The organism is Streptomyces sp. NPDC015144 (genome assembly GCF_043079735.1).
GTDB lineage: Bacteria > Actinomycetota > Actinomycetes > Streptomycetales > Streptomycetaceae > Streptomyces.
Genome location: NZ_JBIBUU010000015.1, coordinates 62,001 through 75,147, shown reverse-complemented (window position 1 = coordinate 75,147; position 13,147 = coordinate 62,001). Strand labels below are relative to the sequence as shown.

The following is a 13,147-nucleotide window of genomic DNA, read 5'->3' as shown; positions in this document are numbered from 1 at the left end:
CGGACGAGCGCTACACGGCTCCGGCCGACGAGGAAGCGGACGAAGCGGAATCGGCGGAACCGGTCGAGAGCCTGTCACCCACGGCCCGGAGCCCTTCCAGGTCGTGCACGTCACCGGGCAGCGCGGCGACATGGGCCACCGCGACCTCCGGATGCAGCGCGGTGAAGTGATCACGTGTGCGCTGTTCCCGCGCGACCAACTGCATGCGCTCGGCGTGCAGGCGCAGCAGCCCCGCGGTCAGCTCCTCGATGCTCTCCGTGCTCTCTGCGCGCTTCGTGGTCCTCGTGGTTCTCGTGTGCTCGTCGGTCCCGTCGTTGTTGCCGTTCTCGCCGTTCTCGTCGTTTTCGCCGCTCTCGGTCTCCGCGGTATCGACGCTCTCCGTCTTCTCGACGTGCTGGGCGTTCTCGGTGTGCGCGTGCTCGGACGTGGCAGCGGGCGCGACGGCGGCTTCGGGGGAGTCGGCCGCCCGGTCGGCCCGGTCACGAAATCCAGCCTTCCCGGCCGCCTGATCCACAATGCCGATTCCGGAAAGATTTTCCGCGGCGGTGAGGGCCTGCTCCGCGGAGAGCCGGGCGGCGTCGCTGCCCTGGACCCGGTTGAGCACCAGCCCGGCCAGCGGCATCCGTTCCGCGGCCAGCCGCTCCACGAAGTACGCCGCCTCGCGCAGCGCGTCCCGCTCCGGTGTCGCGACGACCAGGAACGCCGTACCCGGCGCCTGGAGCAGCCGGTACGTGGCATCGGCGCGGGTACGGAATCCGCCGAACATGGTGTCCATCGCCGCGACGAAGGTCTGTACGTCGCGCAGGAACTGTCCGCCGAGCAGCTTGCCCAGGGTGCCCGTCATCATCGACATGCCGACGTTGAGGAACTTCATCCCGGCCCGGCCGCCCATCTTCGCCGGGGCCATCAGCAGTTTGATGAACTTCCCGTCGAGGAACGACCCCAGCCGCTTCGGCGCGTCCAGGAAGTCCAGCGCGGAGCGCGACGGAGGGGTGTCGACGATGATCAGGTCCCACTCGTCGCGCGCACGCAACTGCCCGAGCTTCTCCATCGCCATGTATTCCTGGGTGCCCGCGAAACCGGCCGACAGGGACTGGTAGAAGGGGTTCTCCAGGATCGCGCGGGCCCGCTCAGGGTCCGCGTGCGCCTCGACGATCTCGTCGAAGGTCCGCTTCATGTCGAGCATCATGGCGTGCAGCTCCCCGGTGCCCCCGGCCCCGGCCACGCCCGTGTCGTCACCGGCCTCGGCACCGGCGTCGTCACGCACGTCGTCGCCCTTGAGGCCCGGCACCCGGCGCGGGACGTTGTCCAGCGAGTCGATGCCCATGGACTGGGCGAGCCTGCGCGCCGGGTCGATGGTGAGGACGACGACCTTGCGGCCGCGCTCGGCCGCCCGTACGCCGAGGGCCGCGGCGGTCGTGGTCTTGCCGACGCCGCCGGAGCCGCAGCAGACGACGATCCGGATGTCCGGATCGTCGAGGAGCGCGTCGACGTCCAGAGCGGGAGCCGGAGCGGGAACGTCGATCTCCTGGGCCTCACCCGTCACTTGGCTCTCCTGGTCCTCCCCGGTCTCCTCGGTCTCGTGCCGCGTCATGCGTCCACCGCCTGTGCCGCTTCGTCGGCCACGCCCTGTTTGCGGAGCTCGATCGCCAGCTCGTAGAGACCGGCCGGGTCCATCCCCTCGCCGATCAGCGGGAGTTCGTACCCGGGCAGCCCCAGCTCGGCCAGTACGGCGCGCTGTTCGCGTTCCAGCCCGACGCGCTGGGCGTGCTCGGCGGCCTGCTCGACCAGGGGGCGGACGAGCGCGGCGGAGCCGGTCACCCCGGCGCGGGTCAGGGCCTTGGCGATCTCCTTGCGGCGGCCGGTCGCGGCGGTGCGCAGGGTGTCCTCGTCGAGCAGGTGGGGGCGGACCATGTTCACGATCACCCGGCCCACCGGCAGCTCGGCGGCGCGCAGCTCGGCGATGCCGTCGGCGGTCTCCTGGACCGGCATCTCCTCCAGCAGCGTCACCAGATGGACGGCGGTCGCGGGGGACTTCAGCACCCGCATCACGGCTTGGGCCTGGTTGTGTATCGGGCCGATCCGGGCCAGCCCGGCCACCTCGTCGTTCACGTTGAGGAAGCGGGTGACGCGGCCGGTGGGCGGGGCGTCCATGATCACGTGGTCGTAGACGTACCGGTTCTGCTTGTCCTTGCGGCGTACGGCCTCGCAGGCCTTGCCGGTCAGCAGCACGTCCCGCACGCCGGGCGCGATCGTGGTGGCGAAGTCGATCGCGCCGAGCTTCTTGAGCGCCCGGCCCGCGCTGCCCAGCTTGTAGAACATCTGGAGGTAGTCGAGCAGGGCGCGCTCCGCGTCGATCGCGAGGGCGTACACCTCCCCGCCGCCCGGCGCGACGGCGATCTTGCGCTCCTCGTACGGAAGGGGCTCCGTCTCGAAGAGCTGGGCGATGCCCTGCCTGCCCTCGACCTCCACGAGGAGAGTGCGCTTGCCCTCGGTCGCGAGGGCAAGCGCGAGGGCGGCGGCGACCGTGGTCTTACCGGTACCGCCCTTGCCGCTGACGACCTGGAACCTGCTCACGTATTCGAGCCTAACCAGTCGTGCCGCACGCTACGCACGAGGCCGTGCGTGCCAGGTATTACAGTCGGGCCCATGACCAAGTGGGAATACGCGACCGTGCCCCTTCTCGTGCACGCGACCAAGCAGATTCTGGACACCTGGGGCGAGGACGGCTGGGAGCTGGTCCAGGTCGTTCCCGGCCCGAACAACCCCGAGCAGCTCGTGGCCTACCTGAAGCGGGAGAAGGCGTAGTGGCGGGCGCGGTCGAGGCGAGGCTCGCCGAGCTCGGGCTGACGCTGCCGGACGTCGTGCCGCCGCTGGCCTCGTACCAGCCGGCCGTGCGGTCCGGGGCGTACGTGTACACCTCCGGCCAGCTGCCGATGGTGGAGGGCAAGCTCGCGGTCACCGGCAAGGTCGGTGCGGAGGTCACGGCAGACGAGGCCAAGGACCTGGCGCGGACCTGTGCGCTCAACGCGCTGGCCGCCGTGAAGTCCGTGGTGGGCGACCTGGACCGGATCGCCCGGGTGGTGAAGGTCGTGGGCTTCGTCGCCTCGGCCTCCGACTTCACCGGGCAGCCGGGCGTCATCAACGGTGCCAGCGAGCTGCTGGGCGAGGTCCTCGGCGAGAAGGGCGTGCACGCGCGGAGCGCGGTGGGCGTCGCGGTGCTGCCGCTGGACGCGCCGGTCGAGGTCGAGATCCAGGTCGAGCTGACCGGAGCCTGAGCCCCAGGCCCCTGTTCTCCGTTGTTTCTTCGGTTTCTTCCGTCTCATCCGTCTCTTCGATGTGCTCCGATCCCGTCCGGTCATGACGACCGGGCGGGATCACGCGTACCCGGCCCTCGCGCCCGTGCGCGGGGGAGGGCGTGGATCTGTTCACCTCTCGAACATCGGCGTGGTTCCGGATAGCCTCCGGCCATGTCCAATGGTCAGTGGTACCCACCGGAATGGCCCGACCGGATCCGGGCACTCGCCGCAGGTGAGCTGAGGCCCGGGACCCCGAAGCGGGCCGCCACCGTGATGCTGCTCCGGGACTCCGCCGCCGGTACGGGCCAGGGCCCCGCCGTCCACATGCTCCGCCGCCGCACCTCCATGGCCTTCGCCGGAGGCGCGTACGCCTATCCGGGTGGCGGGGTCGACCCGCGCGACGACGACCGGCTGGTCGGCTGGGCCGGGCCCGCGCTGGAGAGCTGGGCGGAGCGGCTGGGCGTCGACACCCCGGCCCAGGCCCAGGCCATCGTGTGCGCGGCGGTCCGTGAGACGTACGAGGAGGCGGGCGTCCTGCTCGCCGGGGAGAGCGCCGACACGGTGGTGGGCGACACCACGGGCGCCGACTGGGAGGCCGACCGGGCGGCGCTGGTCGCCCGGGAGCTGTCCTTCGCGGAGTTCCTCGACCGGCGGGGCCTGGTGCTCCGCTCCGACCTGCTGGCCGCCTGGGCGCGCTGGATCACTCCCGAGTTCGAGCCCCGGCGCTACGACACCTGGTTCTTCGTCGCCGCCCTCCCCGAGGGCCAGCGCACCCGCAACGCCTCCACGGAGGCCGACCGCACGGTCTGGATCGGCCCCGGCGAGGCGGCGGACGGGTATGACCGGGGCGAGCTGCTGATGATGCCGCCGACCGTCTCCACGCTGCGGTCGCTGAGGCCGTACGGGACGGCCGCGGAGGCCCTGAAGGCGGCGGAGTCCCAGGACCTCACCCCCGTACTGGCGCGGGCGCGGCTGGAGGGGGACGAGCTGGTGCTGAGCTGGCCGGGACACGACGAGTTCACCAAGCGCATCACGCACACCACGGACACCACACGCATACCGGGCGGCGGCGCGAGCGGTGAGGCCGGATGAGCGGGGCCTCGGCCCTTCCCGGGCAGCCGCGGGGCGGGGTGCTGTCCGGCCCCGCCACCAGCCGTGCCGTCAACGTCCTCGCCCCCAACGCCTCACCGATGACGCTGGACGGCACCAACACCTGGATCGTGGCCGAGCCCGATTCCGATCTCGCCGTCGTCATCGACCCCGGCCCGCTGGACGACGGGCACCTGCGGGCCGTGATCGACACCGCCGAGCGGGCGGGGCGCCGGATCGCGCTTACCCTGCTCACCCACGGGCACCCCGACCACGCGGAGGGCGCGGCCCGCTTCGCCGAGCTGACCCGTACGAAGGTGCGGGCACTGGACCCGGCGCTGCGGCTGGGCGACGAGGGGCTGACCACGGGCGACGTGATCACCACCGGCGGCCTGGAGCTCCGGGTGGTGCCGACCCCGGGCCACACCGCGGACTCGCTCTCCTTCCACCTGCCCGCCGACCGGGCGGTGCTGACCGGGGACACCGTCCTCGGGCGCGGCACGACGGTCGTCGCGCATCCGGACGGGCGGCTCGGCGACTACCTCGACTCGTTGCGGCGACTGCGTTCACTGACCGTGGACGACGGGGTGCACACGGTGCTGCCGGGGCACGGGCCGGTGCTGGACGACGCACAGGGCGCGATCGAGTTCTACCTCGCGCACCGCGCACACCGACTGGCCCAGGTGGAGTCGGCGGTCGAGGCCGGGTACCGGACGGCGCCGGAGGTGGTGGCGCGGGTCTACGCGGACGTGGACCGCTCGCTGTGGCCGGCCGCGCAGCTCTCGGTGCTGGCGCAGCTGGAGTACCTGGACGGGCACGGGTTGGCCTGAGCACGGGTGGGCCCGAGCCCAACGGGCCCCGCCTGAGTACGCGCCGGCCTGGACGCGGGCGAGGCCCCGCCGAAACGGCGGGGCCTCGTACGTCACACGGCGCGTACGGGGCGTACGCGCGGTCCTGACGGGGTCGCTCTCAGCGGGACCGCTTCGCCAGGCGCTCCACGTCCAGCAGGATCACGGCGCGGGCCTCCAGGCGCAGCCAGCCGCGCCCGGCGAAGTCGGCGAGCGCCTTGTTGACCGTCTCGCGGGAGGCGCCGACCAGCTGGGCCAGCTCTTCCTGGGTGAGGTCGTGGACGACGTGGATGCCCTCCTCCGACTGGACGCCGAAGCGGCGCGACAGGTCGAGCAGGGCGCGGGCGACACGGCCCGGGACGTCGGAGAAGACCAGGTCGGACATCTGGTCGTTGGTCTTGCGCAGACGGCGGGCGACGGCGCGCAGCAGGGCCGTGGCCACCTCGGGGCGGGCGTTCAGCCAGGGCTGGAGGTCGCCGTGGCCGAGGCCGAGGAGCTTGACCTCGGTCAGCGCGGTCGCGGTGGCGGTGCGCGGGCCCGGGTCGAAGAGCGACAGCTCACCGATCAGCTCGCCGGGGCCGAGGACCGCCAGCATGTTCTCGCGGCCGTCGGGGGAGGTGCGGTGGAGCTTCACCTTGCCCTCGGTGACCACGTAGAGGCGGTCGCCCGGGTCGCCCTCGTGAAAGAGCGCGTCACCGCGTGCGAGGGTCACCTCACTCATCGAGGCGCGGAGCTCCGCGGCCTGCTCGTCATCGAGCGCCGCGAAAAGCGGGGCGCGCCGCAGAACGTCGTCCACGAAATCTCTCCTTGTCGGCCTGTACAGGGAACCGTGGTCCCCATCATGCCGGACGGTAAAACAGTGCGATCAATCACAAACCAGTTTGACGCACGGGCGTGCCGAACAGTGCGGCAGGGGGCCGATCGGGGGCGGATGCATGGTGACAGGGGCGGATGTCAGTGCGTGGCTCTAGGCTGGCCGGGTGTCCAAACCGCCGGTGAGAGCGCAGGCCAAGGGGGCTGATGAGGTGTCGGGAGGACCTGATTCCGCTGTGGGCGAACAGGGCTCGGTTCGCCCGGGAAGAGCGGCGAAAACCGGAGTGATCAAGTCCGGAAAGCCCGGGTCCGATACGTCCGGGGCCGCGACGCCCACGGGCGGAACCGCCGCGTCCAAGGGCCGGGCCAAGGGCGCAGCCGCAGCGCCCAAGGCCGCAGCCGGGTGGAAATCGGAGTCGCGGCTGGCGATGGTGCGCCGGGCCCGCCGGATCAACCGCGAGCTGGCCGAGGTCTACCCGTACGCCCACCCCGAGCTGGACTTCAGGAACCCCTTCGAGCTCCTGGTCGCCACGGTCCTCTCCGCCCAGACCACCGACCTGAGGGTCAACCAGACCACCCCCGCGCTCTTCGCCGCCTACCCCACCCCCGAGGACATGGCCGCGGCCGTCCCCGAGGAGATGGAGGAGCTGATCCGGCCGACCGGATTCTTCCGGGCCAAGACGAAGTCGCTGATAGGGCTGTCCACGGCGCTCAGGGACAACTTCGGCGGAGAGGTGCCGGGGCGGCTCGACGATCTCGTCTCGCTCCCGGGGGTCGGCCGCAAGACCGCCAACGTCGTGCTGGGCAACGCCTTCGGTGTTCCAGGGATCACCGTCGACACGCATTTCGGACGGCTGGTCCGGCGCTGGCGGTGGACGGAACAGGAGGACCCGGAGAAGGTCGAGGCCGAGATCGCCACGATCTTCCCCAAGAGCGAGTGGACGATGCTCTCGCACCGGGTCGTCTTCCACGGCCGCCGCATCTGCCACGCGCGCAAGCCCGCTTGCGGCGCCTGCCCGATCGCCCCGCTCTGTCCCGCGTACGGCGAGGGCGAGACGGACCCGGAGAAGGCCCGGAAGCTGCTGAAGTACGAGATGGGCGGCCAGCCGGGGCAGCGGCTCAGCCCGCCGGCCGACTACCCCGGCAAGCCCGCGCCGCCGCTCGGGGCCGGCTGACGGACGGGCCCGGTCCCGCGCGTCCGCTTTCGGTCGCTGTCGGGGAGACCGGAACGAAAAGCGTGACGACAGCCGTTGTGAGACGAGGGGTGCCTATGAAGACGCATGAACAGAGCACGGCGGCGGGGCCGGACGCCGACGCCGCCGACCGGCCCACCGCCGACCGGCCCACCGCCGACCGGCCCGCTGCCACGGGCCGGGGCGCCGCGACCGACGGCACCGCGACCAACGGCGCTGCGGCCGACGGAGCCGCGACTGACGGAGCCGCGGTCGACGGGACGATCGGCGTCACGGCCGAGGGGCTGCCGTCCTGGCTCGATCCCGTCCTGCACGCCGCGCGGACGGTCCAGCCCGACCAGCTCAGCAGCTTCCTGCCGCCGGAGAGCGGGGCCGGGCGGCAGTCCGCCGTGCTCGTCCTCTTCGGGGAGGGCGAGCGGGGCCCCGAGCTGCTGCTCATGGAGCGGTCCGGCAGCCTGCGTTCGCACGCCGGGCAGCCGTCCTTCCCCGGCGGCTCCCTGGACCCGGAGGACGGCGACCAGGCGACCATCGGCCCGCTCAGAGCGGCGCTGCGGGAGGCCAGGGAGGAGACCGGCCTCGACCCCCGGGGCGTCCAGATCTTCGGGGTGCTGCCCCGGCTGTACATCCCGGTGAGCGGCTTCGTCGTGACGCCGGTCCTGGGCTGGTGGCGCTCGCCGAGCCCGGTCGGCGTCGTCGATCCGGGTGAGACGGCCCGGGTCTTCACCGTGCCCGTGGCGGATCTCACGGACCCGGCCAACCGCGCGACCGCGGTCCATCCGAGCGGGCACAGAGGCCCGGCGTTCCTGGTCGAGTCCGCTCTGGTGTGGGGTTTCACGGCCGGGGTGATCGACCGCATCCTGCACTTCGCGGGCTGGGAGCGTCCCTGGGACCGGGCCCGGCAGGTGCCGCTCGACTGGCGTGCATGACAGGCTGATCCGTACTGCGCTGTCCGGCCCCGCCCGGACCCAGTCGAAGGGAACGGGCCCGGTGACGAATCTGCGAGGCTATAGACGGTGAACGTGCTGGACATCCTGCTGCTGGTCGCCGCCGTGTGGTTCGCGGTCATCGGCTACCGACAGGGGTTCGTCGTCGGCATCCTGTCGGTGATCGGCTTCCTGGGCGGCGGGCTCGTCGCCGTCTACCTGCTGCCGATCCTGTGGGACCAGCTGACGAACGGCTCCGAGGTCTCGTCGACGGCCGCCGTCGTCGCCGTCGTCATCGTGATCGTCTGCGCCTCGGTGGGCCAGGCGTTCACCACCCATCTCGGCAACAAGCTGCGGCGGCACATCACCTGGTCGCCCGCGCGCGCCCTCGACGCCACCGGCGGCTCCCTGGTCAACGTCGTCGCGATGCTGCTGGTCGCCTGGCTGATCGGCTCCGCGCTGGCCGGTACGACCCTGCCGACGCTGGGCAAGGAGGTCCGCAGCTCGTCGGTCCTGCTCGGGATCTCCCGGGTGATGCCCAACCAGGCCTCCAGCTGGTTCACGGACTTCTCCTCGGTCCTCGCGCAGAACGGATTCCCCCAGGTCTTCAGCCCGTTCGCCAACGAGCCGATCACCGAGGTCCGGGCCCCGGACCCGGCGCTGATCGGCAGCCCCGTCGCGGCCCGCGCCCAGAAGTCCATCGTCAAGGTCGTCGGTACGGCACCGAGCTGCGGCAAGGTCCTCGAAGGCACCGGCTTCGTCTTCTCCGACCGCCGGGTGATGACCAACGCCCATGTCGTCGGCGGCGTGGAGGAGCCGACCGTCCAGATCGGCGGCCAGGGCCGGCTGTACGACGCGAAGGTCGTCCTCTACGACTGGCGCCGTGACATCGCCGTGCTCGACGTGCCGGATCTCGACGCGAAGCCCCTGAAGTTCGCCGACACCGACAGTGACGCCCGCAGCGGCGACAGCGCCATCGTCGCGGGCTTCCCGGAGAACGGCTCGTACGACGTACGGGCCGCGCGGGTGCGCGGCCGCATCGACGCCAAGGGCCCGGACATCTACCACCGGAGCACCGTTCGCCGCGATGTGTACTCCCTCTACGCGACGGTCCGTCAGGGGAACTCCGGCGGTCCGCTGTTGACGCCCGAGGGTGACGTGTACGGCGTCGTCTTCGCCAAGTCGCTCGACGACCCCGACACCGGCTACGCGCTGACGGCCGACGAGATCCGCCAGGACATCGAGCGCGGCCGTTCCGCCAACCAGCAGGTCGACAGTCAGGCGTGCGCCCTCTGAGCCACCGCCGCCTGCGGGGACGCGGGGGAGCGCCGGGACCAGGCCCCGTCGGGCCGGTGATCTCTCACCGGCCCGACGGGGCAGAGGTCATCCGCGTGGATGGCGCAATCGCGCCGAGACCCAGCGGGCCCGACGGCGCAGAATGCGCGGAATGCCCAACTGGAGATCGTGCAGACCATGCATATCGCGCACCCGGCCCTGCGGGCCGCCCCCCTCGTGAGTGCTCGGACCGGCCGTGGCGGTCGAGCGGCGGTTGCGTGCTGCGTCACCGAAGTCGTGCGTCCAGCCCATACCGGGACGTCTGCCCGGGCCTCATGGTCGGTAACCACCTATCCGCCAGCCAATTGGCCTATGCGCCAGGCAATTGGCCGTTCCCCGGACAACTGCGTCCGTACGGCTACCGATCGGGCTCGGGGTCCTTGAGCCAGTTGATGAGTTCGGCCGAGAAGCCGATCGGGTCCTCCTCGTGCGGGAAGTGCCCCAGACCGTCGAAAAGTCGCCACCGGTACGGCGCCTCGACGTACTCGCCGGAACCGGCCGAACTGCGTGTGCGCATCGCCGGATCGAGCGAACCGTGCAGATGCAGGGTCGGTACCCGGACTGGCAGCCGCATCCGCCGGTTGAACTGGATTCCGTCCGGGCGGGCGAGGGAGCGCACCATCCAGCGGTACGGCTCGATCGAGCAGTGCGCCGTCGACGGGATGCACATCGCGCGCCGGTAGACGTCCAGCGTCGCGTCGTCGGGGAAGTCCGGGGTACGGGGCCCGGCCCAGTCCCGGATCAGCCGGCCGACCAGTGCGGCGTCGTCCGCGACGAGCTGACGCTCCGGCACCCAGGGGCGCTGGAAACCCCAGACATACGAACCGGCCCGGGTCTGCGCGGGGTCGGAGAGCATCGAGGAACGCCAGCGGCGCGGGTGCGGCATCGACGAGACCACCAGCCGGCGCACCAGCTTCGGGCGCATCACGGCGGCCGTCCAGGCGAGGTAGCCGCCCAGGTCGTGGCCGACCAGGGCCGCGTCCGGTTCACCGAGCGAGCGGATCACGCCGGTGACGTCGAGCGCCAGGTTGGCGGGGTCGTAGCCCCGGGGCGTGCGGTCGCTGCCGCCGACCCCGCGCAGGTCCATCGCCACGGCCCGGAAACCCGCGTCGGCCAGCGCGGTGAGCTGGTGGCGCCAGGTCCACCAGAATTGCGGGAAGCCGTGCAGCAGCAGCACCAGCGGCCCTTCGCCGGCCTCGGCGATGTGGAAACGGGCGCCGTTGGCCGCCACGTCCCGGTGGGTCCAGGGCCCGTCGAACCGCACCGGCCCGCCGGAGCCACCCGGCACCCCTGAGGCGTCCGGGCCGGGAAGGACGACGGGGCCGTCAGGGCTGTCCGGGCCGGCGGGGTCGTGGGGGCCGGGCGTGGCGCCGGGGCCGGCGGAGCTGGAATCGCGGACCGTCATGCAGACGAGCGTGCCACACCGGAGGGCTTGTCCTGGCCCGGCGCCTTCTCCATGCCGGTGCCCGCCAGCGTGCTGCCCGAGACGGCCGGACGGCGCGCCCCGGCGGGTACGACCGGCCGGGGGTGCGGCTTGACGCCCTGGAGCACGGCCGCCGTCTGCTTGGCCGAGGCGATGGACTTCTCCGGCGGCTTGACCTTCTTGAACTTGGCGACGGCGAACAGCGCGAACAGCCCACCCAGGAGGATGAACGCGCCGCCCACGATCAGGAACGACCAGGCAAGCCCGAGCCCCAGATTGTGAATCCCGTACGCCGCCGCGAAGCTCAGCACCGGGATCGAGAACAGGAGGAACACACCCGCGACGATCATCACCACACTGCCGGTGACGCCGCGTTTGACGTCCTGTCGCACCTCGGCCTTGGCCAGGGCGATCTCGTCGTGCACCAGTGCGGACATCTCGGCCGTCGCCGTGGCGACCAGCTGCCCGAGACTGCGGTCGGCGTGGCCCGCGTCGTTGCCGGGGTCGCTCATCCCTGACTCCCTCTTCTGCTCTCCTGCCAACACATCTGGTGTCAGATCATGCCGGACTGTCCGGCTTGCTGCTCGCTGCCCCCGCCAGTTCGGCAAGGCGCCGGTGCTCCGCCGCCTTCTTCTCATGGATCTCGGCCATCCGCAGGTGGTACTCCGGATCGTCCTGCTCGTAGACGTCGGGTACCCCGTCCGCGTCCTCGTCGCGCTCCTCCGCCTCGTGCAGTTCGCGGTACTTCCGTACCCGCAGCTTGAGCAGCACCGTGGCGAGGACGGCGGCCGTCAGGGAACCGAACAGTACGGCGGCCTTGACCTCGTTGATCATGGACTGGTCCCCGGCGAAGGCCAGCTCGTCGATGAGCAGGGAGACGGTGAATCCGATCCCGGCGAGGGTGGCGACCGCGAAGACGTCCGCCCAGGCCAGCTCCTTGTTCAGCTCCGCCTTGCTGAAACGGCTGGCCAGCCACGTACCGCCGAAGATGCCCACGGTCTTGCCGACGACCAGGCCCAGGACGACCCCGAGCGTCTCGGGACGGGTGAAGATGTGCGCCACCGCGTTGCCGGAGAGGAAGACGCCGGCGGAGAAGAGCGCGAACAGAGGTACGGCGAAACCGGCCGACAGCGGGCGGATCAGATGCTCGATGCGCTCGCCGGGCGACTGGCTCTCGCCCTCGTGCCGGGTGCAGCGGAGCATCAGGCCCATGGCGACACCGGCGATCGTGGCGTGGATGCCGCTGTTGTACATCAGACCCCAGATGACCAGGGCCAGCGGCACGTAGACGTACCAGCCGCGTACGTTCTTCCGCAGCAGCAGGTAGAAGACGGCCAGCCCGACGACGGCGCCGCCGAGGGCCATGAAGTTGATCTGCTCGGTGAAGAAGACCGCGATGATCAGGATGGCGAAGAGGTCGTCGACGACGGCGAGCGTCAGCAGGAAGGCGCGCAGCGCGTTCGGCAGCGAGGTGCCGATGACCGCGAGCACGGCGAGTGCGAAGGCGATGTCGGTGGCGGTGGGGACGGCCCAGCCGCCCGTCGAACCGCCACCGACCACGTTGACCAGGAGATAGACGAGGGCCGGAACCGCCATTCCGCACAGCGCGGCGACGACCGGGAGCGCGGCCGCCTTGGGGTCGCGCAGCTCGCCCGCCACCAGCTCCCTCTTGAGCTCCACGCCCGCGACGAAGAAGAAGATCGCGAGCAGGCCGTCCGCAGCCCAGTGCGCGACGGAGAGGTTGAGCCCCAGGGACGTGGGACCGATGTGGAAGTTGCTGACGGCGGCATAGCTGGAGCCGAAGGTGTTCGCCCACACCAGCGCGGCCACTGCGGCGACGAGGAGTATGACGCCGCCCACGGTCTCGGTGCGCAGGGCTTCGGCGAGGTAGTTCCGCTCAGGAAGGGAGAGCCTGCCGAGAAACGTACGGCGGCTGGGGGTGGGCGCGGCCACGAGTGGGATCCTCCGGGTCGGTTCGGCAGCGATGGCATGGCTGATGCACTTGCCGACCAGACTTCCCGGCACCCCTGTGGAGATTTTCGTATGAAGTTGTTGGGCGTAACCGCCACTCTACCCGGGGTGCGCAGGGCTGTACCCGACGATCTTCGCTTCGCTTCCCCCGGGAAACCCCGGAAAACGCCCGAGGGGCACCCGGCGTGTTGCCGGATGCCCCTCGGTACCGCTGGTCGGACCTCGCGGTCCTGCGGGCTCTCCGTCCCGCGTT

14 protein-coding genes are annotated in these 13,147 nt (G+C 71.4%); 7 read left to right on the top strand and 7 right to left on the bottom strand.

Features of this window, described 5'->3' with window-relative positions:
* Positions 1-10 precede the first annotated feature (10 nt).
* Positions 11-1,594: an ArsA family ATPase gene (locus ACF08W_RS24380; protein ID WP_392280522.1), complete on the bottom strand. Its 1,584-nt coding sequence runs from the start codon at positions 1,592-1,594 to the stop codon at positions 11-13.
* A complete protein-coding gene (locus ACF08W_RS24375; RefSeq protein WP_352275642.1) occupies positions 1,591-2,577 on the bottom strand; it encodes an ArsA-related P-loop ATPase in 987 nt (328 codons plus the stop codon). The genes ACF08W_RS24380 and ACF08W_RS24375 overlap by 4 nt, the downstream gene beginning before the upstream one ends.
* Positions 2,578-2,649: 72 nt before the next feature.
* Here ACF08W_RS24375 and ACF08W_RS24370 point away from each other — a divergent pair, with 72 nt between their 5' ends.
* From ACF08W_RS24370 to ACF08W_RS24355, 4 genes are all read left to right on the top strand, one after another.
* Positions 2,650-2,808, top strand: a complete 159-nt coding sequence (locus ACF08W_RS24370) for a DUF4177 domain-containing protein (RefSeq protein ID WP_003967454.1) — start codon at positions 2,650-2,652, stop codon at positions 2,806-2,808.
* Positions 2,808-3,278, top strand: a complete 471-nt coding sequence (locus ACF08W_RS24365; RefSeq protein WP_366299038.1) for a RidA family protein — start codon at positions 2,808-2,810, stop codon at positions 3,276-3,278. The genes ACF08W_RS24370 and ACF08W_RS24365 overlap by 1 nt, the downstream gene beginning before the upstream one ends.
* 192 nt (positions 3,279-3,470) lie before the next feature.
* Positions 3,471-4,391 carry an NUDIX hydrolase gene (locus ACF08W_RS24360; protein WP_392280521.1) on the top strand — a complete coding sequence of 307 codons (921 nt, stop codon included), beginning with the start codon at positions 3,471-3,473 and terminating at the stop codon, positions 4,389-4,391.
* Entirely contained in the window at positions 4,388-5,218 is an 831-nt protein-coding gene (locus tag ACF08W_RS24355; RefSeq protein ID WP_392280520.1) for an MBL fold metallo-hydrolase, read from the top strand. The genes ACF08W_RS24360 and ACF08W_RS24355 overlap by 4 nt, the downstream gene beginning before the upstream one ends.
* A gap of 139 nt (positions 5,219-5,357) precedes the next feature.
* On the opposite strand, the gene ACF08W_RS24350 is transcribed toward ACF08W_RS24355, so the two are convergent.
* The gene (locus ACF08W_RS24350; RefSeq protein WP_014046869.1) at positions 5,358-6,032 is read right to left on the bottom strand and encodes a Crp/Fnr family transcriptional regulator; all 675 of its coding nucleotides are present in this window, start codon (positions 6,030-6,032) and stop codon (positions 5,358-5,360) included.
* A gap of 253 nt (positions 6,033-6,285) precedes the next feature.
* Between ACF08W_RS24350 and nth the strand changes: the two genes are divergently transcribed.
* The 3 genes from nth (at position 6,286) to ACF08W_RS24335 (ending at position 9,461) form a co-directional block, all read left to right on the top strand.
* On the top strand, positions 6,286-7,224 hold the full coding sequence (nth, locus tag ACF08W_RS24345; protein ID WP_392280519.1) for an endonuclease III: 939 nt from the start codon (positions 6,286-6,288) through the stop codon (positions 7,222-7,224).
* A gap of 95 nt (positions 7,225-7,319) precedes the next feature.
* On the top strand, positions 7,320-8,168 hold the full coding sequence (locus ACF08W_RS24340) for an NUDIX hydrolase (RefSeq protein WP_392280518.1): 849 nt from the start codon (positions 7,320-7,322) through the stop codon (positions 8,166-8,168).
* A gap of 87 nt (positions 8,169-8,255) precedes the next feature.
* Positions 8,256-9,461: a MarP family serine protease gene (locus ACF08W_RS24335; RefSeq protein WP_385203511.1), complete on the top strand. Its 1,206-nt coding sequence runs from the start codon at positions 8,256-8,258 to the stop codon at positions 9,459-9,461.
* An 87-nt stretch (positions 9,462-9,548) separates the two neighbouring features.
* On the opposite strand, the gene ACF08W_RS24330 is transcribed toward ACF08W_RS24335, so the two are convergent.
* From ACF08W_RS24330 to nhaA, 4 genes are all read right to left on the bottom strand, one after another.
* Entirely contained in the window at positions 9,549-9,752 is a 204-nt protein-coding gene (locus tag ACF08W_RS24330) for a hypothetical protein (protein ID WP_352275629.1), read from the bottom strand.
* Between the two features lie 106 nt (positions 9,753-9,858).
* A complete protein-coding gene (locus ACF08W_RS24325) occupies positions 9,859-10,905 on the bottom strand; it encodes an alpha/beta fold hydrolase (RefSeq protein ID WP_392280517.1) in 1,047 nt (348 codons plus the stop codon).
* A complete protein-coding gene (locus ACF08W_RS24320) occupies positions 10,902-11,435 on the bottom strand; it encodes a phage holin family protein (RefSeq protein WP_392280516.1) in 534 nt (177 codons plus the stop codon). Before ACF08W_RS24320 ends, ACF08W_RS24325 begins: the two co-directional genes overlap by 4 nt.
* Positions 11,436-11,481: 46 nt before the next feature.
* On the bottom strand, positions 11,482-12,876 hold the full coding sequence (gene nhaA / locus ACF08W_RS24315; protein WP_352275624.1) for a Na+/H+ antiporter NhaA: 1,395 nt from the start codon (positions 12,874-12,876) through the stop codon (positions 11,482-11,484).
* Positions 12,877-13,147: the final 271 nt, after the last annotated feature.